The 23,491-nt window shown below is 71.7% G+C and carries 21 protein-coding genes; 17 read left to right on the forward strand and 4 right to left on the reverse strand.

Going from position 1 to position 23,491, the window contains the following annotated elements; all coding sequences use genetic code 11:
• Positions 1–171 precede the first annotated feature (171 nt).
• Positions 172–1,974, reverse strand: a complete 1,803-nt coding sequence (locus ACZ7EG_RS30415; RefSeq protein WP_471086474.1) for a glycoside hydrolase family 15 protein — start codon at positions 1,972–1,974, stop codon at positions 172–174.
• Positions 1,975–2,502: 528 nt separating this feature from the next.
• Here ACZ7EG_RS30415 and ACZ7EG_RS30420 point away from each other — a divergent pair.
• From ACZ7EG_RS30420 to ACZ7EG_RS30470, 11 genes are all read left to right on the forward strand, one after another.
• Positions 2,503–4,161 (forward strand): CTP synthase, encoded by a 1,659-nt coding sequence (locus tag ACZ7EG_RS30420; protein ID WP_471086477.1) that lies wholly within the window; start codon positions 2,503–2,505, stop codon positions 4,159–4,161.
• 92 nt (positions 4,162–4,253) lie between these two features.
• Complete coding sequence (locus ACZ7EG_RS30425) at positions 4,254–4,880, forward strand: NUDIX domain-containing protein (protein ID WP_471085780.1); 627 nt, start codon at positions 4,254–4,256, stop codon at positions 4,878–4,880.
• A gap of 398 nt (positions 4,881–5,278) precedes the next feature.
• A complete protein-coding gene (locus ACZ7EG_RS30430; protein ID WP_471085783.1) occupies positions 5,279–7,318 on the forward strand; it encodes a tetratricopeptide repeat protein in 2,040 nt (679 codons plus the stop codon).
• A 138-nt stretch (positions 7,319–7,456) separates the two neighbouring features.
• The gene (ald, locus tag ACZ7EG_RS30435; protein WP_471085786.1) at positions 7,457–8,581 is read left to right on the forward strand and encodes an alanine dehydrogenase; all 1,125 of its coding nucleotides are present in this window, start codon (positions 7,457–7,459) and stop codon (positions 8,579–8,581) included.
• 421 nt (positions 8,582–9,002) lie between these two features.
• On the forward strand, positions 9,003–10,130 hold the full coding sequence (locus ACZ7EG_RS30440) for a ParA family protein (RefSeq protein WP_078625596.1): 1,128 nt from the start codon (positions 9,003–9,005) through the stop codon (positions 10,128–10,130).
• Positions 10,115–10,702, forward strand: coding sequence for a hypothetical protein (locus ACZ7EG_RS30445; protein ID WP_344461934.1), 588 nt, complete (start codon positions 10,115–10,117; stop codon positions 10,700–10,702). The genes ACZ7EG_RS30440 and ACZ7EG_RS30445 overlap by 16 nt, the downstream gene beginning before the upstream one ends.
• Before the next feature lie 18 nt (positions 10,703–10,720).
• Positions 10,721–11,932, forward strand: coding sequence for a segregation and condensation protein A (locus ACZ7EG_RS30450; RefSeq protein WP_471085791.1), 1,212 nt, complete (start codon positions 10,721–10,723; stop codon positions 11,930–11,932).
• The gene (gene scpB, locus ACZ7EG_RS30455; RefSeq protein WP_471085794.1) at positions 11,929–12,615 is read left to right on the forward strand and encodes an SMC-Scp complex subunit ScpB; all 687 of its coding nucleotides are present in this window, start codon (positions 11,929–11,931) and stop codon (positions 12,613–12,615) included. The genes ACZ7EG_RS30450 and scpB overlap by 4 nt, the downstream gene beginning before the upstream one ends.
• Complete coding sequence (locus ACZ7EG_RS30460) at positions 12,615–13,733, forward strand: pseudouridine synthase (RefSeq protein WP_471085797.1); 1,119 nt, start codon at positions 12,615–12,617, stop codon at positions 13,731–13,733. The genes scpB and ACZ7EG_RS30460 overlap by 1 nt, the downstream gene beginning before the upstream one ends.
• An 86-nt stretch (positions 13,734–13,819) precedes the next feature.
• Entirely contained in the window at positions 13,820–14,539 is a 720-nt protein-coding gene (locus ACZ7EG_RS30465; RefSeq protein ID WP_471086480.1) for an NUDIX hydrolase, read from the forward strand.
• Entirely contained in the window at positions 14,536–15,555 is a 1,020-nt protein-coding gene (locus ACZ7EG_RS30470) for an ADP-ribosylglycohydrolase family protein (protein WP_471085800.1), read from the forward strand. The genes ACZ7EG_RS30465 and ACZ7EG_RS30470 overlap by 4 nt, the downstream gene beginning before the upstream one ends.
• Positions 15,556–15,579: 24 nt before the next feature.
• Here the strand turns inward: ACZ7EG_RS30470 and ACZ7EG_RS30475 are convergent, their stop codons facing one another.
• Positions 15,580–16,020 carry a Rieske (2Fe-2S) protein gene (locus ACZ7EG_RS30475; protein WP_471085803.1) on the reverse strand — a complete coding sequence of 147 codons (441 nt, stop codon included), beginning with the start codon at positions 16,018–16,020 and terminating at the stop codon, positions 15,580–15,582.
• Positions 16,021–16,197: 177 nt separating this feature from the next.
• Between ACZ7EG_RS30475 and aroH the strand changes: the two genes are divergently transcribed.
• The 5 genes from aroH to der all read left to right on the forward strand — a co-directional run bounded on the left by aroH (position 16,198) and on the right by der (position 20,879).
• Complete coding sequence (gene aroH / locus ACZ7EG_RS30480) at positions 16,198–16,560, forward strand: chorismate mutase (RefSeq protein ID WP_471085805.1); 363 nt, start codon at positions 16,198–16,200, stop codon at positions 16,558–16,560.
• Positions 16,557–17,642: a prephenate dehydrogenase gene (locus tag ACZ7EG_RS30485; RefSeq protein WP_471085808.1), complete on the forward strand. Its 1,086-nt coding sequence runs from the start codon at positions 16,557–16,559 to the stop codon at positions 17,640–17,642. Before aroH ends, ACZ7EG_RS30485 begins: the two co-directional genes overlap by 4 nt.
• A 355-nt stretch (positions 17,643–17,997) precedes the next feature.
• Entirely contained in the window at positions 17,998–18,660 is a 663-nt protein-coding gene (cmk, locus tag ACZ7EG_RS30490; RefSeq protein WP_471085811.1) for a (d)CMP kinase, read from the forward strand.
• The gene (locus ACZ7EG_RS30495) at positions 18,657–19,304 is read left to right on the forward strand and encodes a lysophospholipid acyltransferase family protein (RefSeq protein ID WP_471085814.1); all 648 of its coding nucleotides are present in this window, start codon (positions 18,657–18,659) and stop codon (positions 19,302–19,304) included. Before cmk ends, ACZ7EG_RS30495 begins: the two co-directional genes overlap by 4 nt.
• A gap of 81 nt (positions 19,305–19,385) precedes the next feature.
• Positions 19,386–20,879, forward strand: a complete 1,494-nt coding sequence (der, locus tag ACZ7EG_RS30500) for a ribosome biogenesis GTPase Der (RefSeq protein WP_471085817.1) — start codon at positions 19,386–19,388, stop codon at positions 20,877–20,879.
• 62 nt (positions 20,880–20,941) lie between these two features.
• Here der and ACZ7EG_RS30505 read toward each other — a convergent pair whose 3' ends face one another.
• Complete coding sequence (locus ACZ7EG_RS30505) at positions 20,942–21,343, reverse strand: hypothetical protein (protein WP_471085819.1); 402 nt, start codon at positions 21,341–21,343, stop codon at positions 20,942–20,944.
• 85 nt (positions 21,344–21,428) lie between these two features.
• Complete coding sequence (locus ACZ7EG_RS30510; RefSeq protein ID WP_471085822.1) at positions 21,429–22,211, reverse strand: hypothetical protein; 783 nt, start codon at positions 22,209–22,211, stop codon at positions 21,429–21,431.
• A 543-nt stretch (positions 22,212–22,754) separates the two neighbouring features.
• On the opposite strand from ACZ7EG_RS30510, the gene ACZ7EG_RS30515 reads away from it, so the two are divergent.
• Positions 22,755–23,387 (forward strand): LysM peptidoglycan-binding domain-containing protein, encoded by a 633-nt coding sequence (locus tag ACZ7EG_RS30515; RefSeq protein ID WP_471085825.1) that lies wholly within the window; start codon positions 22,755–22,757, stop codon positions 23,385–23,387.
• The last annotated feature ends 104 nt before the right edge of the window (positions 23,388–23,491 follow it).

A 23,491-nucleotide genomic window follows, 5' to 3' on the forward strand; every position in this document is an offset into this window, starting at 1 on the left:
GGGGCACGCTCACGGTCCTCAGGTCGCAGTGACATCCGCTGGGGCACGCTCATGGCCCTCAGGCCGCAGTGACATCCGCGGGGGCACGCTCACGGTCCTCAGGTCGCAGTGACATCCGCTGGGGCACGCTCATGGCCCTCAGGCCGCAGTGACACCCCGGGGCCGCCCCGCTCAGCCGCCGTAGGCGCCCGAAGCGGTCAGACGCAGAGCCGTGTCGATCAGCGGCACGTGGCTGAACGCCTGCGGGAAGTTGCCGACCTGGCGCTGCAGGCGCGGGTCCCACTCCTCGGCCAGCAGACCGAGGTCGTTGCGCAGCGACAGCAGCTTCTCGAACAGCTTGCGGGCCTCGTCCACGCGGCCGATCATCGCCAGGTCGTCGGCCATCCAGAACGAGCAGGCCAGGAACGCGCCCTCGTCGCCGGGCAGACCGTCGACGTTCTCGTCCCCGCTGGTGGTCGGGTAGCGCAGGATGAAGCCGTCCGACGTGGACAGCTCACGCTGGATCGCCTCGATCGTGCCGATGACCCGCTTGTCGTCCGGCGGCAGGAAGCCCATCTGCGGGATCAGCAGCAGCGAGGCGTCCAGCTCCTTCGAGCCGTACGACTGCGTGAAGGTGTTGCGCTCCTTGTCGTAGCCCCGCTCGCACACGTCCCGGTGGATGTCGTCGCGCAGCTCCCGCCAGCGCTCCAGCGGGCCGTCCGCGTCGCCGGACTCGATCAGCTTGATCGTGCGGTCGACCGCCACCCAGGCCATCACCTTGGAGTGCACGAAGTGGCGGCGCGGTCCGCGCACCTCCCAGATGCCCTCGTCCGGCTCCTGCCAGTGGTCCTCCAGGTAGCGGATCAGCTTCAGCTGGAGCAGCGAGGCGTAGTCGTTGCGCGCGAGGCCCGTCATGTGGGCCAGGTGCAGGGCCTCGGTGACCTCGCCGTACACGTCCAGCTGGAGCTGGTGGGCCGCGCCGTTGCCGACCCGGACCGGGGTGGAGTTCTCGTAGCCCGGCAGCCAGTCCAGCTCCGCCTCGCCGAGCTCGCGCTCGCCGGCGATGCCGTACATGATCTGCAGGTTCTCCGGGTCGCCGGCCACCGCCCGCAGCAGCCACTCGCGCCAGGCACGGGCCTCCTCGCGGTAGCCGGTGCGCAGCAGCGAGGACAGGGTGATCGCCGCGTCGCGCAGCCAGGTGTAGCGGTAGTCCCAGTTGCGGACGCCGCCGATGTCCTCCGGCAGGGAGGTGGTGGGCGCTGCGACGATGCCGCCGGTCGGGGCGTAGGTCAGGGCCTTCAGCGTGATCAGCGAGCGCACCACGGCCTCGCGGTAGGGGCCGTGGTACGTACAGTGGTCGACCCACTCGCGCCAGAAGTCCTCCGTCGCCTCCAGCGACTGCTCCGGCTCGGGCAGCGGCGGCGGCTCCTTGTGCGAGGGCTCCCAGGAGATCGTGAACGCGATCCGGTCACCCGGCGCGACCGTGAAGTCCGCGTACGTCGTCAGCGACTTGCCGTACGTCTCCGCGGATGTGTCGAACCACACGGAGTCGGGGCCCGCGACGGCCACCGTGCGCCCCTCGTGCTTGTGCACCCACGGCACCACCCGCCCGTAGGAGAACCGCATCCGCAGCGCCGAGCGCATCGGCACGCGGCCCGAGACGCCCTCCACGATCCGGATCAGCTGCGGGGCACCGTCACGCGGCGGCATGAAGTCCGTCACCCGGACCGTGCCCCGCTGGGTGTCCCACTCGGACTCCAGGATCAGCGAGTCGCCCCGGTAGCTGCGCCGCGCGGCGGTGGGGGGCTGCTGGTCGGAGGCGTAGGCGGGTCCGAGCCGCCAGAAGCCGTGCTCCTCGTTGCCCAGCAGGCCGGCGAAGATGGCGTGCGAGTCGAAGCGGGGCAGGCACAGCCAGTCGACTGTCCCGTCCCGGCAGACCAGGGCAGCGGTCTGCATGTCTCCGATGAGTGCGTAGTCTTCGATGCGCCCGGCCACGTGCAACTCCAGTCGAACGGCCACGTCACCCCACGAGGGGGCTGTCGCTAGTGCGGTCAAGGGGGGTTTTCAGCAGGTCTTGCAATGCGTCATTGAGCGATGAAGCAAAACAGGTCGCTCAGCCGTGATGCAAAGCGCCAATTGTTGCTCAACGAACTGACGAGCTCACGTTGTTCCGGTGTTCACGGGCGGGGGGTGGTGCCGTTGGGCCGGACGGGCTCGGCAGCGAGTGTCCGAGCAGGATACGACGCACGCGGATGATCCGGGTGCCCGTCCGGACAAGGGGAGTACGTCGAACGAGTGAGCAACGGGTGAGGAAGCGGTGAGGGTGGCCGCCTCCGTGTCGGGATGTGTGCGGAGCGTGGCCGGAAGCCACCGTCCCGCGGCGCTGATACGCTGGTAGCCCGTGGACCGGTGGGCCCCTTCCCGACAGGGAACCCCCGAACCGCAGCGACGGCACCCCGGAGTTTTCCGGCGGGCAGCCGTACCGCACCCCCAGACCGCGACCACGGGAGCCCCGTCTTGGCCATGCCGCCCGCCGCTTTTCGTAATTCGACGACCAAGCACATCTTCGTCACCGGGGGTGTCGCCTCCTCGCTCGGCAAGGGCCTGACGGCCTCCAGCCTCGGCATGCTGCTCAAGGCCCGCGGTCTGCGCGTCGTGATGCAGAAGCTCGACCCGTACCTGAACGTGGACCCGGGCACGATGAACCCCTTCCAGCACGGTGAGGTGTTCGTCACCAACGACGGCGCCGAGACCGACCTGGACATCGGCCACTACGAGCGCTTCCTCGACCGCGACCTCGACGGCTCCGCGAACGTCACCACCGGCCAGGTCTACAACACCGTGATCGCCAAGGAGCGGCGCGGCGAGTACCTGGGCGACACCGTGCAGGTCATCCCGCACATCACCAACGAGATCAAGCACCGCATCCGCCGCATGGCGACGGACGAGGTCGACGTCGTGATCACCGAGGTCGGCGGCACGGTCGGCGACATCGAGTCGCTGCCGTTCCTGGAGACCGTCCGCCAGGTCCGTCACGAGGTCGGCCGTGACAACGTCTTCGTCGTCCATATCTCGCTCCTGCCGTACATCGGCCCCTCGGGTGAGCTGAAGACGAAGCCCACCCAGCACTCGGTTGCGGCCCTGCGCAACATCGGTATCCAGCCGGACGCGATCGTGCTGCGCTGCGACCGCGAGGTGCCCACCGCGATCAAGCGCAAGATCTCCCTGATGTGCGACGTCGACGAGGCCGCCGTCGTGGCCTGCCCCGACGCCCGCTCGATCTACGACATCCCGAAGACGGTGCACGGCGAGGGCCTGGACGCCTACGTCGTCCGCAAGCTGGACCTGCCCTTCCGTGACGTCGACTGGACGACCTGGGACGACCTGCTCGACCGCGTCCACAACCCCGACCACGAGATCACCCTCGCCCTGGTCGGCAAGTACATCGACCTGCCCGACGCCTACCTGTCGGTCACCGAGGCGCTGCGCGCCGGCGGCTTCGCCAACCGCGCCCGCGTGAAGATCAAGTGGGTCACCTCCGACGACTGCAAGACCCCGGCCGGTGCCGCCCAGCAGCTCGGCGACGTCGACGGCATCTGCATCCCCGGCGGCTTCGGCGACCGCGGTGTGCTCGGCAAGGTCGGTGCGATCAAGTACGCCCGCGAGAACAAGATCCCGCTGCTCGGCCTCTGTCTCGGCCTGCAGTGCATCGTGATCGAGGCCGCGCGCAACCTGGCCGACGTCACCGACGCGAACTCCACCGAGTTCGACCCGGCCACCTCCCACCCGGTCATCTCCACCATGGCCGAACAGCTCGACATCGTCGCCGGTGAGGGCGACATGGGCGGCACCATGCGGCTCGGCATGTACCCGGCGAAGCTGGCCGAGGGGTCGATCGTGCGCGAGGTGTACGACGGCAAGGAGTACGTCGAGGAGCGCCACCGGCACCGCTACGAGGTGAACAACGCCTACCGCGCCGAGCTGGAGAAGAAGGCGGGCATCCTGTTCTCCGGCACCTCGCCGGACGGCAAGCTCGTCGAGTACGTCGAGTACCCGCGCGACGTCCACCCGTACCTGGTCGCCACGCAGGCCCACCCGGAGCTGCGCTCGCGTCCGACGCGTCCGCACCCGCTGTTCGCCGGGCTCGTCAAGGCCTCGGTCGAACGGAAGATTTCGAAGTAACACACCAGTTGTACGGTGGCCGGGGTGCATCCCTTCAAAGGGTGTGCACCCCGGTTTCGTTTCGGCAGGTCGTGGCACGTGGAAGGACAGGCATGACGATCAAGGACATCCCGGAGGAATGGGAGATCCGGGCGACGGAGACCCCCTTCACGGGCAACAAGACCTCCGTCCGCACCGACGACGTGGTCATGCCCGACGGCACCGTGGTCGGCCGTGACTACCAGGTCCACCCCGGCTCCGTGGCCGTCCTCGCCCTCGACGAGGCCGACCGTGTGCTCGTCCTGCGCCAGTACCGCCACCCCGTGCGCCACAAGCTGTGGGAGATCCCGGCCGGTCTGCTCGACGTCCCCGGCGAGAACCCGCTGCACGCCGCGCAGCGCGAGCTGTACGAAGAAGCGCACGTCAAGGCCGAGGACTGGCGGGTGCTGACCGACGTCTACACCACGCCCGGCGGCTGCGACGAGGCCGTCCGGATCTTCCTCGCGCGGGACCTGTCCGAGGCCGAGGGGGAGCGGTTCGCGGTCGCGGAGGAAGAGGCCGACATGGAACTCGACCGGGTGCCGGTCGAGGATCTCGTGCGGGGTGTGCTGGCCGGCGAGCTCCACAACAACTGCCTCGTCGTGGGCGTCCTCTCCTTGGTCGCCGCGCGGGCCGGTGACGGGCTGGACGCCCTGCGCCCGGCCCAGGCTCCCTGGCCGGCGCGTCCGTTCGAGGCGTAGCGCTCCGCTGGGAGGGCCGTGACAGGCGGGTGCCGCGAAGGTCGTCGGTCGGGTGCGGCGTCGCCGTGGCCGGTCGCGCAGTTCCCCGCGCCCCTTTGAGGCGCGGCGTGGTTGGTCGCGCGGTTCCCCGCGCCCTTTTGAGGTGCGGCGTGGTTGGTCGCGCGGTTCCCCGCGCCCTTTTGAGGTGCGGCGTGGTTGGTCGCGCGGTTCCCCGCGCCCCTTTGAGGCGCGACCCCGAAGCCGGTCAGTCCTACGATCTGCTGATCCGATCGGGGGATGCGGGCGCCGTGCCCGCCGTGCTCTTCCGGGGGCGTTGCAGAGCGTGAACTAGGCTCTGGGGCACGCCCGAACCGGAGTCCCGGCGGGCTTGCGTGTGCGGTGGGACGGGAGTGTGGCCCGTGACGGATCAGGTCGTGGAGACAGGCGACGTGCGGCCGGCCGGGCCCGCTGCCGGGGCGAGCGAGTTCCTCGGCCGCACGCGGGAGTTGAAGGAACTGTGCGCCGACATCGAGCGCGCCGGACTGGACACCCTGGCCGGCCGCAAGGCGCCCCGCGCACGCGTGCTGCTCATCGCCGGCCGGCCCGGTTCGGGCCGCACCGCACTCGCCGAGGAACTCGTCCGGCAGGTCGCGCACCGTTACCCCGACGGGGTACTGCGCGCCGGCCTCACCGAACCCGACGGCACCCCCGTCCCCGCCGGACGCGCCGCCCGGGACCTCCTCACCGCCCTGGACGAGCAGGCACCGGCCGGGGCCTGCGAGGAGGACCTCACCCACGCTCTGCGCACCGCCCTGGCCGACCGCCGGGCGCTGCTCCTGCTGGACGACGCGGCCGACGCCGAGCAGGTCGACGCCCTGCTGCCCGACACCCCCGACTGCCTGGTCGTCGCGGTCTCCGAGGGCCCGCTCACCGGCATCTCCGACGTCCGCCCCTGCACCCTGGGCGGACTGGACGCCAAGTCCGGAGTGGAACTGCTGACCCGGCACACCGGCTCGGTCCGCATCACCGTCGACCCCCGGGCCGCCGAGGGCCTCGCCGAGGAGTGCCAGGGGCAGCCCGCCGCGCTGATGCTGGCGGGCGGCTGGCTCGCGGCACGCCCCAAGGCCGCCGTCTCCGACCTGGCCAAGCAGCTGCGCGCCGACGACTCCGAGGGCACCGCCCTGACCCGGGTCTTCCGGCTCGCCCACGCCGCCCTGAACCCGACCGCCGCCCGGATGCTGCGCCTGCTCGCCCTCGCCCCGGCCGGCCTCGTCGACCCGCAGACCGCGTCGGCGCTCGTCGGCTGCTCGGTCGACAGCGCCCGCACCACCCTCGACGACTTCGTCGCCCTGGGCTTCCTGCACGCGGTGGACTCCCCGCTGCCGCAGTACGAGGTGCCCGGCTGTCTGCACCCGCAGCTGCGGATCCTCGCCGAGCACCACGAACGCCCGGCCGATCTCCAGCTGGCCCGCGCCCGCATGCTGGAGCGCACCGTCCGACTGCTCCAGGCCTGCCGGGCGATCACCGAGACCGACAGCCCGCAGGCCCGCCAGAAGCTCCTCGACATGCCACGCGCGCTGCGCTTCCCCACTCCGCGGGCGGCCGCCGACTGGCTGCGCCTGACCCGCCCCGCCCTGCTGGCCTCGGCCCGGCTCGCGGTCGCCGACGGGGAGCTGGACACCCTGGCCCGACGGCTGATGTCCCAGCTGGTCCGGGCGATGGCGGCGCACATCGGCACCCAGGCCGCCGCGCCCGACCTCTACGACATCCACGGCATGGTCCTCGACGTCGCCGAGCGCCGGAACCTGCCCCGCGAGCGGGCCGCCGCCCTGCTGAACCTCGGCGACCTCGACGCCCGCACCGGCCGCACGGCCGACGCCCTGGTGCGCTACCGGGCCGCGCTGGACGCCGGGCGCGAGGTGAACGACCCGTACGCGACCGGCCGCGCGATGGAATCCGTAGGCGGCGCGCACCTGGAGCTCGGCGACTTCGACCGGGCCGCCGACTGGTTCGGCCGTGCCCTGGTCGAGCGACTCGCCCGGGGCGAGCGCGGCGAGGCCGCCCGGCTCTACGGGCGCATCGCCGCCGCACACACCCATGCGGGCCGCTACGGCGAAGCCCTGCGGAACTGGCGCGCGGCGATCGCCGGGCACCGCAAGAACGGCGACGTGGCCGCCCAGGCCCGGGCCCTGAGCGAGCTGGCACGGGTCCAGGGGTACGCGGGCCGTCCCGAGGAGTCGCTGCGCACCTGCCGGGAGGCCGTGGAGTGGGCGCGGCGCGCCGAGGACCCGCGGCTGCAGGCGGCCCTGCACCTGCGGGTCGCCGACACCCTCGAACGCCTGGGTGATCCCGCGTCGGCGGGGCTGCACCGGGGCGCCGCCGAGCGGATTCTCGGCGACTCAAACCTTCAAAACGACCCTGACGCCTGCGAAATCCGTACCACATCAGCTGAAGATTGATGCAATGAAAGGCTAGACAGCGAGAACACCTTCATTAGACTGGCTCTGCCGCACGTTCTCCTGCGGTCTCTCCCGGTGTGCCCGTGCGTGCCCGGGTATGTCTAAGTAAGACCCCCCGTACCCTCTGAGCCAAGGACCGTGATCGACGTGAAGGTCGGCATCCCCCGCGAGGTCAAGAACAACGAGTTCCGGGTGGCCATCACCCCCGCCGGCGTGCACGAGCTGGTGCGCCACGGCCACCAGGTCGTCATCGAGCGCGACGCCGGCGTCGGCTCCTCGATCATGAACGAGGAGTACGTCGCCGCGGGTGCGCAGATCCTCGGCACCGCCGACGAGGTGTGGGCCACCGCCGACCTGCTGCTGAAGGTCAAGGAGCCCATCGCCGAGGAGTACCACCGCCTCCGCAAGGACCAGACGCTCTTCACCTACCTGCACCTGGCCGCCTCCAAGGAGTGCACGGACGCCCTGCTGGAGTCCGGCACCACGGCCATCGCCTACGAGACCGTCGAGCTGCCGAGCCGCGCGCTGCCGCTGCTCGCCCCGATGTCCGAGGTCGCGGGCCGGCTGGCCCCGCAGGTCGGCGCCTACCACCTGATGCGCGCCAACGGCGGCCGCGGCGTGCTGCCCGGCGGTGTCCCCGGCGTGCTGGCCGGCCGCGCCGTCGTGATCGGCGGCGGTGTCTCCGGCTGGAACGCCGCGCAGATCGCCATCGGCATGGGCTTCCACGTGACCTTGCTCGACAAGGACATCAACAAGCTCCGCGAGGCCGACAAGGTCTTCGGTACGAAGATCCAGACCGTCGTCTCGAACGCCTTCGAACTGGAGAAGGCCTGCCTGGAGGCCGACCTCGTCATCGGCGCGGTGCTGATCCCCGGCGCCAAGGCCCCGAAGCTGGTCACCAACGAGCTCGTCTCGCGCATGAAGCCCGGGAGTGTCCTTGTCGACATCGCGATCGACCAGGGCGGCTGCTTCGAGGACTCCCGTCCGACCACCCACGCCGAGCCGGCCTTCCAGGTCCACAACTCGGTCTTCTACTGCGTCGCCAACATGCCCGGCGCGGTGCCCAACACCTCCACCTACGCGCTGACCAACGCGACGCTGCCGTACATCGTCGAACTGGCCAACCACGGCTGGGCGGACGCGCTGCGCCGCGACCCGGCGCTGGCCAAGGGTCTCAACACCCACGATGGCAAGGTCGTTTACCGCGAGGTCGCCGAGGCGCACGGCGTGGAGCACGTGGAGCTGACCTCGCTGCTCGGCTGAGCCGCCCGCCGCCCCTAGCCGGTAAGTCGGCTAAGTAACCAACCGGCAAAGGCGATACGTCAACACAGGTCGTCAACGCCGCGCACCCGGCCGGACCTTGCCCGACAAGGTCCGGCCGGATGTGTGTATGGTCACTTCGCGATTCTCGAGCAACTCGCCTCGAACGTAACCCTTCAACCGATTCGCACACCGGTGAAACCTGCCGTGCGACGGCCGTACGCCCTTGACAGCGGGATGTTTCATTGCCGACACATCGGGCCGGGTCCGGCGGATTGTGTTGCTGCGGACGCCCGACACGCCATAGAGTCGCCAGCTGTCGGCATGGTGCCACGCTGACCTGTCTAGAAGTTTCCTGGTCACCAAGGAGGTAAGACGACTTGTGAATGAGTCGACATTTACTCCCGGGGGTGGCCAACCAGGAATGCCTGCACGGGACCAGGAGCCCGCGGGGTTCGCGGCTGTCGGCTCCGTCGCTGTGCGCACCTTCGCAGCCCACCAGAGTCAGCAGGCGACTCACACTGCACACCAGAAGATGGATGGCCATCACGTGAACGCCATGGCCGGCGACGGAAGTGGCGCGCCCCACAACCACTTCGCCGACTACGACGAACTGCCCGAGGGGCACTTCTACGACCCCGACGCGGAGTACGAGCCCGACCCCGAGTACGCGGCCACTCTCGCGCCCGACGCGGCCAGACAGCGCCGGGAGCGTGTGGGCCCGACCGGGCGGCCGCTGCCGTACTTCCCGATCCCGGGACCGCTGCCCGAACACGGCCCCGCGAAGATCATCGCGATGTGCAACCAGAAGGGCGGCGTCGGCAAGACCACGTCGACCATCAACCTGGGTGCCGCGCTCGCGGAGTACGGACGCCGGGTCCTGCTCGTGGACTTCGACCCGCAGGGCGCGCTGTCGGTCGGACTCGGCGTCAACCCGATGGAGCTCGACCTCACCGTCTACAACCTGCTCATGGAGCGGGGGATGGCGGCCGACGAGGTGCTGCTGAAGACGGCGGTCCCCAACATGGACCTGCTGCCCAGCAACATCGACCTGTCGGCGGCCGAGGTCCAGCTGGTCTCCGAGGTCGCCCGCGAGTCGACGCTGCAGCGCGCTCTGAAGCCGCTGCTGCCCGACTACGACTTCATCGTCATCGACTGCCAGCCCTCGCTCGGCCTGCTCACGGTGAACGCCCTGACGGCCGCGCACAAGGTGATAGTGCCGCTGGAGTGCGAGTTCTTCGCGCTGCGCGGTGTGGCCCTGCTGACGGAGACCATCGAGAAGGTCCAGGAACGGCTCAACCCGGAGCTGGAGCTCGACGGCATCCTCGCCACCATGTACGACTCGCGCACGGTGCACAGCCGTGAGGTGCTCGCGCGGGTGGTCGAGGCCTTCGACGACCACGTCTACCACACGGTCATCGGGCGCACGGTCCGCTTCCCGGAGACCACGGTCGCCGGCGAGCCGATCACCACGTACGCCTCCAACTCCGTCGGTGCCGCCGCCTACCGCCAGCTCGCCAGGGAGGTGCTCGCCCGGTGTCACGCCGAGTGAGTCTGCCGGGGGCCGACGAACTCTTCCGTACGACAGGGGGTATGGCGCTTCAGTCGTCCCAGCCCAGGCGTCAGGCCAACGGCGACGCCAGGGTGCCCGCTCCGGCGGGGGAGGGCGACGCGGCGGCCGCCGCTGCGGAGGACGCGCCGCAGGCGGTGCCCGCGCAGGGCGGTGACGGCGAGGGTCCGGAGCATGTCGCGGCGGACGCGGAGCCGGCCGAGGCCGGGGAGGGCCACAGCCGTTCCGCGGCCGCCGAGCGCTCCGGCGCCGCCCGTCGGCAGGCGGCGCAGGAAGGTTCTGCCGCCGGTGCGGCAGCGGCCGCGCCCCGCAAGCGTGGGCGGAACCCCTCGCGCCGCCCCAGCGGTCGTGAGCGGCACGACGAGAAGATCACGGTCTACGTGTCGGCCGAGGAGCTCATGGACCTCGAACACGCCCGTCTCGTCCTCCGCGGCGAGCACGGTCTGGCCGTGGACCGCGGGCGCATCGTCCGCGAGGCGGTCGCGGTGGTCCTCGCCGACCTGGAGACCCGCGGAGACGCCAGCATCCTCGTACGGCGACTGCGCGGGCGGTAGCGGTAGCCTGCGGGGGCCATGACCTCGAACGCTTCCCCACCTCCCCCCGGCGGCCGGCCCGGCCGCCGGCGTGCGCTGGGGCGGGGAGCGGCGGCCCCGGCGACCGAGCAGCCCGGGGCTCCCGCGGCGGCGGACCGTGCGGGTCCGCCGGTTGAGCAGCGTGGGCCGGTAGTGGAGGCGGACCGTGCGGGTCCGCCGGTTGAGCAGCGTGGGCCGGTTGTGGCGGCGGACTCTGCAGTTCCGTCGGTCGGGCAGCGTGGGCCGGTTGTGGATGTGGACCGTGCGGGTCTGTCGGTCGGGCAGCCGAAGGAGGCGGTCCCGGCCGGGGTGGCGCCTGCGGGCGCCGCGGCCGGGCCGGGCGAGGCTTCCGGAGGCGCCCCGGGCTCGCAGCCCCCGGCCGACGACGCCGAAGCTGCGGACGGCGGGGTCTTCAAAGTCCGGCTCGCCAACTTCGAGGGGCCCTTCGATCTGCTGTTGCAGTTGATCTCGCGGCACAAGCTGGACGTCACCGAGGTCGCGCTGTCGAAGGTGACCGACGAGTTCATGGCGTACATCCGGGCGATGGGGCCGGACTGGGACCTGGACGAGACGACCGAGTTCCTGGTCGTCGCCGCCACCCTGCTCGACCTGAAGGCCGCGCGGCTGCTGCCCGCCGCCGAGGTGGAGGACGAGGGCGATCTCGCCCTGCTCGAAGCACGGGACCTGCTGTTCGCCCGGCTGCTGCAGTACCGCGCGTACAAGCAGATCGCCGACATCTTCAGCGGGCGGCTCGACGACGAGGCCCGGCGCTACCCCCGGACCGTCGGACTCGAAGCACACCACGCCGAGCTGCTGCCCGACGTCGTCATCAGCATCGGCGCGGAGGGCTTCGCCAAACTCGCCGTGAAGGCGATGCAGCCCCGACCCAAGCCGCAGGTCTACGTCGACCACATCCACGCCCCGCTGGTCAGCGTGCAGGAGCAGGCGCAGATCGTCGTCGCCCGGCTCAGGGAGCTCGGCGAGGCCGGCTTCCGGTCCCTCGTGGCGGACACCGACGACACCCTGACCGTCGTGGCGAGGTTCCTCGCCCTGCTGGAGCTGTACCGCGAGAAGGCCGTGGCCCTGGAGCAGGAGACCGCGCTCGGGGAGCTGCGCGTGCGGTGGACCGGCGGGGACGGGGACGAGGCACCGACCGTCACCGACGAGTTCGACCGGCCGCCCGAGCCGCCGAAGGAGGAGAAGAAGGCGTGAGCGAGCGAACGACCGACCTGCCGGCCGGACTGCGTACCGTCGCCGATCTCGACCTCAAGCCCGCCCTGGAGGCCGTCCTCATGGTCGTGGACGAGCCCGCGACCGAGGAGCACCTCGCGAAGATACTGGAGCGGCCGAGGCGCCAGATCGCGGACGCCCTGCGCGAGCTGGCCGACGAGTACACCGTCCAGGGCCGCGGTTTCGAGCTGCGCTATGTCGCCAACGGCTGGCGCTTCTACACCCGGGCCGCCTTCGCGCCGGCCGTCGAGCGCTTCGTCCTGGACGGGCAGCAGGCCCGCCTCACCCAGGCCGCCCTGGAGACCCTGGCCGTCGTCGCCTACCGCCAGCCGGTCAGCCGCAGCAGGGTCTCGGCGGTACGCGGAGTGAACTGCGACGGCGTCATGCGCACCCTCCTCCAGCGGGGACTGACAGAGGAGGCGGGCACGGAACCCGAAACAGGTGCGATCCTGTACAGGACGACGAACTACTTCCTGGAGCGGATGGGCCTGCGCGGTCTGGACGAGCTCCCGGAGCTCGCGCCCTTCCTCCCCGAGGCGGAGGCGATCGAGGCCGAGACCCAGGAGGGCGTACCGTCGTTCGACCCGGACGCGCCTGACGACGACGCCCCGGGCAGCCCGGTGAGCCCGGGGACCCACGACGAAGACGACCAGACGGAACTTTGATGCGAAGCAGCAGCGGCAGGAACAGCAGCGGAAACAACGGCGGGAGCCGTGGTGGCAACAGCGGCGGCCGCGGCGGGAGTGGTGGTGGTCGCGGCAACTTCCGCGGCGCCGGCAACAACCGCGACGACAAGCAGGGCAGTGGCCGTCCGAAGAAGCCGCGCCCGGAGGAGCGCCGCTACGACGTGGGCCCCGGGGCGACCAAGGACGGCCCCAAGGCCGGGCGTGGCGGCGCGGCCCGCGGTGGCGCCAAGGGCGGCCCCAAGCAGCCCCAGAAGCAGGGGCGTACGGCCCCGGCGCGCCCGCGTGAGTACGAGGCGCAGGTCGAGGAGCGCAACCGCGACCGGTACGCCGGGAAGAAGGAGGTCAAGCTCCCGAAGACCTTCCCCGGCGCCGAGCAGGAGGGTGAGCGGCTGCAGAAGGTCCTCGCCCGCGCGGGCTTCGGCTCCCGGCGCTCCTGCGAGGAGCTGATCGAGCAGGCCCGGGTCGAGATCAACGGCGAGATCGTCCTGGAGCAGGGGCGGCGCGTCGACCCGGAGAAGGACGAGATCAAGGTCGACGGCCTGACCGTCGCGACGCAGAGCTACCAGTTCTTCTCGCTCAACAAGCCCGCCGGTGTCGTGTCCACGATGGAGGACCCGGAGGGCCGGCAGTGCCTCGGTGACTACGTCACCAACCGCGAGACCCGGCTCTTCCACGTCGGCCGGCTCGACACCGAGACCGAGGGCGTCATCCTGCTCACCAACCACGGCGAGCTGGCCCACCGGCTGACGCACCCGAAGTACGGCGTGAAGAAGACCTACCTCGCACACATCGTCGGTCCCATCCCGCGCGACCTGGGCAAGCAGCTCAAGGACGGCATCCAGCTGGAGGACGGCTACGCCCGCGCGGACCACTTCCGGGTCGTCCAGCAGACCGGCAAGAACTACCTCGTCGAGGTCACCCTCCACGAGGGCCGCAAGCACATCGTGCGCCGGATGCTCGCGGAGGCCGGCTTCCCGGTCGACAAGCTGGTCCGGGTCGCCTTCGGGCCGATCACCCTGGGCGACCAGAAGTCGGGCTGGCTGCGGCGGCTGTCCAACACGGAGGTCGGGATGCTGATGCAGGAGGTCGACCTCTAGAGTCCGCGTCGCCCCGAGGGCTTGTGAGCGACCCGCACCCCCTTTTATAGTCGTGCTGACTATTAAAGGGGGTGTTGGTGTTCGCCATGGACGGCTACGACGAGTACGCCCACGAACCCTTCGCGGTGACCGTCGACCTCGCAGTGTTCACCCTCCGGGAGGGCGCGCTGCACGTGCTGCTCGTCGAGCGCGGGCAGGAGCCGTACGCCGGGCGTTGGGCCCTGCCCGGCGGGTTCGTGCAGCCGGACGAGTCCGCGGAGACGGCCGCCCGGCGTGAACTCGCCGAGGAGACCGGCCTGTCCGACGTCTCCGGGCTGCATCTGGAGCAGCTGCGGACCTACAGCGAGCCCGGCCGCGATCCCCGGATGCGGGTCGTGTCGGTCGCCTTCGCCGCACTGCTGCCCGACGCACCCGAGGCGCACGGCGGCAGTGACGCCGCGCAGGCCCGCTGGATGCCGTACGGGACGGCCGGGCCGCTCGCCTTCGACCACGACCGCATCCTGGCCGACGCCCACGACCGCGTCGGCGCCAAGTTCGAGTACACCTGCCTCGCCACCGCCTTCTGCCCGCCCGAGTTCACCCTCGGCGAGCTCCAGCAGGTCTACGAGACGGTATGGGGCACCGAGCTCGACCGGCCCAATTTCCGGCGCAAGGTGCTCGCCACCCCCGGCTTCGTCGAAGCCGTCCCGGGCGCCGCGCGACTGACCGGCGGCCGCGGCAAGCCCGCCGCGCTGTACCGCGCCGGGACCGCCACCGCCCTCCACCCACCCCTCCTCCGGCCCACCCGGGAAGGACGCCCCGCATGACCACGCTCGTCCACAAGCAGGCCGCCACCGGAGCGCTCACGGGCCTGGCCCTCGGGGATGCGCTGGGATACCCGACCGAGTTCCACGACGTACCGTCGATCCTCGCCACGTTCGGACCGTGGCGGCAGCTGGAGTTGCCGCAGCGCGCCACCGTCTCGGACGACACCCAGATGACGCTGGCGCTGGGCCGCGCGGTGCGGACGGCGATGGACCGGGGCGTGCTCGCCCCGCTGCGGCTGGTGCGGCCCCTGCGTGAGGAGTTCGTGGACTGGTACCAGTCCCCTGAGAACAACCGGGCTCCGGGCCGCACCTGCATGAAGGCCTGCTGTCTGTTGAAGGACGAGTCCCGCCCCTGGCAGGACGCCAGCCAGACCGAATCCAAGGGCTGCGGCGCCAACATGCGCGTCGCGCCGCTGGGCCTGGTGTCCGGCCTGAGTGACGAACAGCGCGCGGGCGCCGCCCAGTTGCAGTCCGCCCTCACCCACGGGCACCCCACCGCGCTCGCCGCGTCCGACCTCACCGCGCACGCCGTACGCCTGCTCGCGCAGGGCGCCGAGCCGACCGGGCTGATCGGCCTGCTCCGCTCGTACGCCCTGGAGAACCGCAGTCGCTACCACGAGCGCTGGCTCGGTGACCTGTGGCGGCGGGCCGGGGACCCGAGCCCCGAGCAGTTCATGTCCCGCGGCTGGGACGAGTGCCTGGAGGTCCTCGAACGGCTCCGGCACGCCGTGGGCACCGTCTCGCCGGAGACCGACCCGTGTCTGGCCACAGGCGAGGGCTGGATCGCCGAGGAGGCCCTGGCGACCGGGCTGCTGTGCTTCCTGCTCTTCGTCGACGAGCCGGTGACGGCCCTGCGCCGCGCCGCCTGCACGGCCGGCGACTCGGACTCGATCGCCTGCCTGACGGGCGCCTTCGCGGGCGCGTACCTGGGCGCGGAGGCCTGGCCCACCGAGTGGGCCGACCGCGTCGAGTACCGGAGCGACCTGCTCACCCTCGGGGCCCTGTGGGACGCGTGACGGCCCGGTGCCGGGTGCGGGCCCTCAGGCCAGACGGATCGAGTTCCCCTCCACGGTGATCTGCTCGGCGGGCAGCGGCTGGGTCGCCGGGCCGTGGGTCACCGCGCCGTCGGCGATCTTGAACTTGCTGCCGTGGCAGGGGCAGTTGATCGTGCCGCCTGAGACGGACCCCACGGTGCAGCGCTGATGGGTGCAGATCGCCGAGAAGGCTTTGAACCGGCCCTGCTCCGGCTGGGTGACCACGACCTCCTCGTCCTTGAAGATCTTCCCGCCGCCGACCGGGATCTCGTCGATGTTGGCCAGGACCTGCCCGGCGGGGCCGGCCGTCGTGTCCTGGCCGGTGGGGGAGCCCGTCGACGCGGAACCGCTGTCGTCGCCGCCCCCGCCGCAGGCCGCGACGAGTGCCGCGGCACCCGTGGCGCCGGTCGCGAGGAGAACCGTGCGGCGCGTGGTCTCGTGGGTCATGTCGTCACTCCGAACGTGCAAAAGGCTTGAATCGGAATTCATGTCATCTAGGCACTGAACTTACCCAAAGGTGTCGTTCCCGGCGTCTCACCGGGCGGGCGCCGCGCACCCGCGTCGCGCGGGCTGACTAGGCTGGTCGGACGTAGAGCGACACGCACGTCAGCAAGGAGCATCGCCGTGGCGGTACGAGCGGTCCGGGGCGCCGTCCAACTGGAACGGGACGAGGCCGGGCACATGGACGAGCAGGTCGGAGCCCTGCTCACGGAGATCCTGGAGCGCAACGATCTCGCCGCCGACGACCTGATCAGCATCTGGTTCACGGCCACGCCCGATCTGCGCAGCGACTTCCCGGCCGCGGCCGCCCGCAAGCTGGGCATCGTCGACGTGCCGCTGATCTGCGCCCAGGAACTGGACATCGAGGGCGCCATGCCCCGAGTCGTCCGCGTCCTCGCGCACATCGAGTCCGACCGGCCCCGGGCCGGCATCGCCCACGTCTACCTCGGCGCCGCGGCCGCCCTGCGCAAGGACATCGCCCAGTGAGGACCGCACTCGTCATCGGCACCGGCCTCATCGGCACGTCCGCCGCCCTGGCCCTGTCTCAGCGGGGCGTCACCGTGCACCTCGCCGACCCGGATCCCGAGCAGGCCCGTACGGCGGCCGCGCTCGGCGCCGGCACGGACGAGGCGCCGGACGGGCCCGTGGACCTCGTGATCGTCGCCGCCCCGCCCGCGCACGTGGCCGACGTCCTCGCCGACGCCATGCGCCGCGGTGCGGGACGCGGCTACCTCGACGTCGCCAGCGTCAAGGGGGGGCCGCGCCGCGAGCTGGAGGCACGCGGCCTCGACCTGTCCGCGTACATCGGCTCGCACCCCATGTCGGGCCGGGAGAAGTCCGGCCCGCTGGCCGCGACCGGCGACCTCTTCGAGGGCCGTCCCTGGGTGCTCACCCCGACCCGGGACACCGACACCGAGGTGCTGAACCTCGCCCTGGAACTCGTCTCACACTGCCGTGCCGTGCCGGTGGTGATGGACGCCGACGCCCACGACCGTGCCGTCGCCCTCGTCTCGCACATGCCCCACCTGGTCTCCAGCCTGGTCGCCGCGCGCCTGGAGCACGCCGAGGAGGCCGCCGTACGGCTGTGCGGGCAGGGCATCCGGGATGTGACGAGGATCGCCGCCTCCGACCCCCGGATGTGGATCGACATCCTCTCCGCGAACCCCGCGCCGGTCGCCGACCTGCTCACGGACGTCGCCGCGGATCTGGAGGAGACCGTGCGGGCCCTGCGTGCCCTGCAGTCCTCCGACGACCACAAGCGCCGCGAGGGCGCCGGCGGGGTCGAGGACCTGCTGCGGCGCGGCAACGCCGGCCAGGTCCGCGTCCCGGGAAAGCACGGGTCCGCGCCACGGGCCTACGAGGTCGTGGCCGTGCTCATCGACGACCAGCCGGGGCAGTTGGCCAGGATCTTCGCCGATGCGGGTATGGCCGGCGTCAACATCGAGGACGTGCGCATCGAGCACGCGACGGGGCAGCAGGCCGGTCTGGTGCAGCTGATGGTGGAGCCGAAGGCGGCCCCGGTGCTGAGCGCCGCGCTGCGGGAACGGGGCTGGGCTCTCCGGCAGTAGGCAGGTCACCCGGTCCGGCCGGGCGGGCTGCCGCCCGGCCGGACCGGGCGGGCTGCCGCCCGCGTCCTCCAGCGCCGGACGGGCAGGAGGGCGGGTGGGTGCCGTCGCCGGGCGCGGCCGGGTGTCGTCGTCGAGTGCGGGCCGGGTCTGCCGGAGCGGGCGGAGCGTCGCCGTGGGGCGCCGGCGGTGGGCGGGTGACGGGCGTGGCAGGGTGGCCGTGGTTGGCGGGTGGCTGCGCCGTGGACGCGCGGCCGGACGAGTGACCCGCACCCAGTAACCTTGTGCGGGGCACTCGCGCCCTCACCCCCGCCGAGCCCGGTTCAGGAAGGTCCCCACTGTGGAAAGCGCCACGCCAGTGATTGTCGCCATCGACGGCCCCGCCGGCACCGGCAAGTCGAGCACCTCGAAGGCCGTGGCGGCCCAGCTGGGGCTGAGCTACCTGGACACCGGCGCCCAGTACCGGGCGATCACCTGGTGGATGGTGAGCAACGGCATCGACATAGACGACCCGTCCGCCGTCGCCGCCGTGGCGGGCAAGCCCGAGATCGTCTCCGGCACCGACCCGGAAGGGCCCGCCATCACGGTCGACGGTGTGGACGTCTCGGCTCCGATCCGCACCCAGGAGGTCTCCTCCAAGGTCAGCGCGGTCAGCGCGGTGCCCGAGGTGCGCGCCCGGATCACCGAGCTGCAGCGCTCGATCGCCGCCTCCGCGGAGCAGGGCATCGTCGTCGAGGGCCGGGACATCGGCACGACCGTGCTGCCCGACGCCGACCTCAAGATCTTCCTCACCGCCTCCCCGGAGGCGCGCGCCGCCCGCCGCAGCGGTGAGCTGAAGGGCTCCGACGTCCACTCCACCCGCGAGGCCCTGATCAAGCGGGACGCCGCCGACTCCAGCCGCAAGACCTCCCCGCTCGCCAAGGCGGACGACGCCGTCGAGGTGGACACCACCGAGCTCACGCTGGCCCAGGTCATCGAGTGCGTCGTCACCCTCGTCGAGGAGAAGCGGGCCGGAAAGTGACCGAGCTTCCTTCGGCGCGGGGTGCCGAGGTCGGGCGGCGCATCGGCGTCGGTCTGATGTACGGGCTGTGGAAGCCGCGCGTGCTGGGCGCCTGGCGGGTGCCCGCGAGCGGCCCGGTGATCCTCGCGGTCAACCACTCCCACAACATCGACGGCCCCATGGTCATGGGCGTGGCGCCCCGGCCGACGCACTTCCTGATCAAGAAGGAAGCCTTCATCGGTCCGCTGGACCCCTTCCTGCTCGGCATCGGGCAGGTCAAGGTCGACCGCGACACCACCGACCGCACGGCGATCACCCAGGCGCTCGGCGTCCTGGCCGAGGGCGGCGTGCTCGGCATCTTCCCGGAGGGCACCCGGGGCGAGGGCGACTTCGCCTCGCTGCGCGCCGGCCTGGCGTACTTCGCGGTGCGCAGCGGCGCCCCGATCGTGCCGGTGGCCGTGCTGGGAAGTTCCGAGAGGCGGGGACGGTTGATAAAGGGGCTGCCTCCGTTGCGCTCCCGCGTCGACGTCGTCTTCGGCGAGCCCTTCGAGGCGGGCGACGGCAGCGGCCGCCGGACGCGCAAGGCGCTGGACGAGGCGACCGGGCGGATCCAGAAGCAGCTGGCGGCCCACCTGGAAAACGCCAGGCACCTCACCAGGCGCTAGGCGACACTGAGTAGTGGACAAGCCCGGAACACACCGGGTACTCCACCGACCACCACGAATGAACGACGAGGTACGGACTTCATGAACGACCACATCCAGCCCGACGGCTCGGACGCGTCCGAGGGCGCCCACGAGCACGACCACGGGGCGCTCGGCGACGCCGAGTTCGCGGAGTTCATGGAGCTCGCCGCGGAGGAGGGCTTCGACCTCGAGGACGTCGAGGGCGCCATCGAGGAGGCGGGTCACGGCCCGCTTCCCGTGCTCGCCGTCGTCGGCCGCCCCAATGTCGGCAAGTCGACTCTGGTGAACCGCATCATCGGGCGCCGAGAGGCGGTCGTCGAGGACAAGCCCGGAGTCACCCGCGACCGTGTGACCTACGAGGCCGAGTGGGCGGGCCGCCGCTTCAAGGTCGTCGACACCGGCGGCTGGGAGCAGGACGTCCTCGGTATCGACGCCTCCGTGGCCGCCCAGGCCGAGTACGCGATCGAGGCCGCCGACGCGGTCGTCTTCGTCGTCGACGCCAAGGTCGGCGCCACCGACACCGACGAGGCCGTCGTCCGGCTGCTGCGCAAGGCCGGCAAGCCGGTCGTGCTGTGCGCCAACAAGGTGGACGGCCCGAGCGGCGAGGCCGACGCCTCCTACCTGTGGTCGCTGGGCCTGGGGGAGCCGCACCCGGTGTCCGCGCTGCACGGCCGGGGCACCGGCGACATGCTCGACCAGGTCCTGGAGGTGCTCCCCGACGCGCCGCGCCAGACCTTCGGCGGGGGCGGCATCGGCGGCCCGCGCCGCATCGCCCTGATCGGCCGCCCGAACGTCGGCAAGTCCTCCCTGCTGAACAAGGTGGCGGGCGAGGAGCGCGTCGTCGTCAACGAGCTGGCGGGCACCACCCGCGACCCCGTCGACGAGCTGATCGAACTCGGCGGCGTCACCTGGAAGTTCGTCGACACGGCGGGCATCCGCAAGCGCGTCCACCTCCAGCAGGGCGCCGACTACTACGCCTCGCTGCGCACCGCCGCCGCCGTCGAGAAGGCGGAGGTCGCGGTCATCCTGATCGACGGCTCCGAGTCCATCTCGGTGCAGGACCAGCGGATCGTCACCATGGCCGTCGAGGCGGGCCGCGCGATCGTCCTCGCGTACAACAAGTGGGACACCCTCGACGAGGAGCGCCGCTACTACCTGGAGCGGGAGATCGAGACCGAGCTCGGCCAGGTCGCGTGGGCGCCGCGGGTCAACGTCTCGGCGCGCACCGGCCGGCACATGGAGAAGCTCGTCCCGGCGATCGAGACCGCCCTTGCGGGCTGGGAGACCAGGGTCCCGACGGGACGGCTGAACGCCTTCCTCGGTGAGCTGGTCGCCGCCCACCCGCACCCGGTGCGGGGTGGCAAGCAGCCGCGCATCCTGTTCGGCACGCAGGCGGGCACCAAGCCGCCGCGGTTCGTCCTGTTCGCCTCCGGCTTCATCGAGGCGGGCTACCGGCGCTTCATCGAGCGCCGCCTGCGCGAGGAGTTCGGCTTCGACGGGACGCCGATCCACATCTCCGTGCGCGTGCGCGAGAAGCGCGGCAAGAAGAAGTAGCGCGAAGCACCGGAAAGGGCGGCCCCGAACGGGGCCGCCCTTTCCGGTGCTTCCGTGCTCGCTCAGCTGCCGCGCCGTCCCGGCGGCAGCGCGGCCGGGACGTAGTGCATCCATGTGCCGTGCGCGCCCGTGCCGTGCGAGCCGGCGGTCCCGACGCGCTGCCACTGCGGCTGCTGCCCGGCGGCGTGGCGGGCGCTCTGGGCACCCGCGCTGTAGGCACTGTACGAGCCGCCGTACGTCCCTCCGTACGAGCCCGAACCGTGCGGAGTGTTCCCGAAGGCGGTGAAGCCCAGCTTCTCCTCGCCGCTGCGGTCGCCTGGCAGTGCGCGGAAGGACCTGACGTACTCGGCGTAGAGCGCGTCGTAGATCGGCGTGGCCGATGGGCCGCCCTGGGAGTCCTGAGCCGATCGCGCGGACGGGATCGGCGAGAAGGACTGGCGGCGGGGAACGTCGTATGCGTGCACGTATGTCCAAACGACCCCGCGGGTCAAGGGATGCGGCCCGGGTACGGCTTTCGCAGGTGGGTGGCGTGGATGGGTGACGTGCGGTTCAGGTACCGGCCAGCGGCAGCGCCGAGGCGACCAGCAGTCCGTTCGCCGCCGCCTTGTCCAGTGCGTCCCGCAGCAGGTCCTCGCGCGGCTGGCGGCCGATCGAGCCGGCCGGCGCGGCGAACATCAGCACCTGCTGGTGCTTGTTGGCGGCCGCGCGCCACCCCTCGGTCACCTGGAGCGGCTGGTGCGCCTGCCACCAGGCCACCGGCTGGCCGCCGCCCACGCCCGGCTGGAGCACCGCGTGCAGCTGGCCCACGGCGAGCAGCACCGACCAGCCGTGCAGCACCGGCGGTACGGCGGACAGCTCCGTGAGCGGCATGAAGCCCTGCTCGATGAGCAGCGGCAGGAACTCGTCGCCGCCGCCGGTCGTACCGGCCCGGGCGATGGGCCCGGTCGGCTCGACCACCAGGGCCGGATGCAGCTCCCCGCCGATCAGGACGAGCCCACTGGTCACGCCGAGCACCGCCTGCTCGGGCACTGCCTTGTCGGGCTCCAGGTCGACCGTGTCGCCGGTGATGGACTTCACGGCGCCCCGCAGCTGCTCCTCGGTGACCTGCACGACCTGCGAGGGCAGGCAGCCGGCGTGGGCGAAGGCGAGGACGGCGGTCTCGTCCCCGATGAACAGGACGGTGCTGGTGCGCTCCTGCGCGGAGTCGCCCGGAGTGCGGCAGGACGTGCAGTCGTAACTGCCCGGGGCGGTCTCTCCGGCGAGCAGGCGGTCTGCTTCTTCGTCGCCGATCTCGGCGCGTACCTCGTCGCTGACGTCGAGCATGCGCGGCACGGGTGGCTCCCTCGGGGATGCGGTGTGTGGCAAAGCCGGGTGGCTCCCGGCCCGTGGTCCGGGTAGGTCCCGGCTCATGCAGAAGACAACGGGCGATCTGTGGCGGGAGTCACGCCCCAGGGCGAACGGAATCGAACCATCCAGCGCACGGAGTCACGCTTCGCGCGGAATCGCGTACTCACCGTCAACTCGCCGTGCCGCAAAGGGCGTTGGGTGGGTGAAGTGGGTCACAGATCGCCAGGGGGGTTGGTCGATAAATCCGGAAATCCGCGAATGAAGTGGGTGTCCGGAAATTGCCGTTACCCGAGGTATCGGTCAACTGGCCTGCCCGGACGGGCGACTGGTTGATGCCGGCCGCCCACCTCCTTAGATTCCTCCGCCGTGTGCAACGAGCACCGCTCGGGTACGTCCACCGGCCGCCGGGTTCCCAGGAACCGGGCACGGCACCGCTCCGGTGGACGGGGTGAGCGCGACCCTCGCGTCCCATGGCGCGGGAGCCGCGCTCCGCCTTGGGGGATCCCGGGTGTTTCGAAAGGGACCTACATGTCCGAATGTGCCGATACCACTCGCTCCACCGCCCGGAAGCACCAGGTTCGTACGACGGCGGTCCTCGCCGGGGCGGCACTGCTCGCGCCCCTCGGACTGCTGGCCGCGACCGGAAACGCCGCGGCGGCCGACAGCGGAGTGTGGGACCGCATCGCCCAGTGCGAGAGCGGCGGCGACTGGCACATCAACACCGGCAACGGCTACTACGGCGGACTCCAGTTCGCCCCCTCGACCTGGAACGCCTACGGCGGCACGGCCTACGCGCCGACCGCCGACCGGGCGAGCAGGTCCCAGCAGATCGCCGTCGCCACCAAGGTCCAGCGCGCCCAGGGGTGGGGCGCCTGGCCCGTCTGCTCGGCACGCGCCGGGGCGAGCGGTGGCGCACCCGCCGCAGACCCGGTCACCTCCACCGAGCCCTCGGCGGCGAAGCCGTCGAAGGCCCCCGCGCGCGCCGCGGAACACGCGGACCGCGGTTCCTCCCGCGGTGACTACACCGTCCGCCGGGGCGACACACTGAGCGGCGTCGCCGCCCGGCACGGGACCACCTGGCAGCGCCTCTACGCCGCCAACAAGACCGTCATCGGGGCGGACCCCGACGTGATCGTGCCCGGCCTGCGCCTCAGGTTCTGAGCCGCTGCTCCCCCTCGCCGGGACACGGGCCCCGTCCGGTCGACCGACCGGACGGGGCCCAGGCGTGGTGCCACCCGCTCCACCGCCCCACGACGCCTGGCACG

The organism is Streptomyces sp. NPDC037100 (assembly GCF_055606225.1).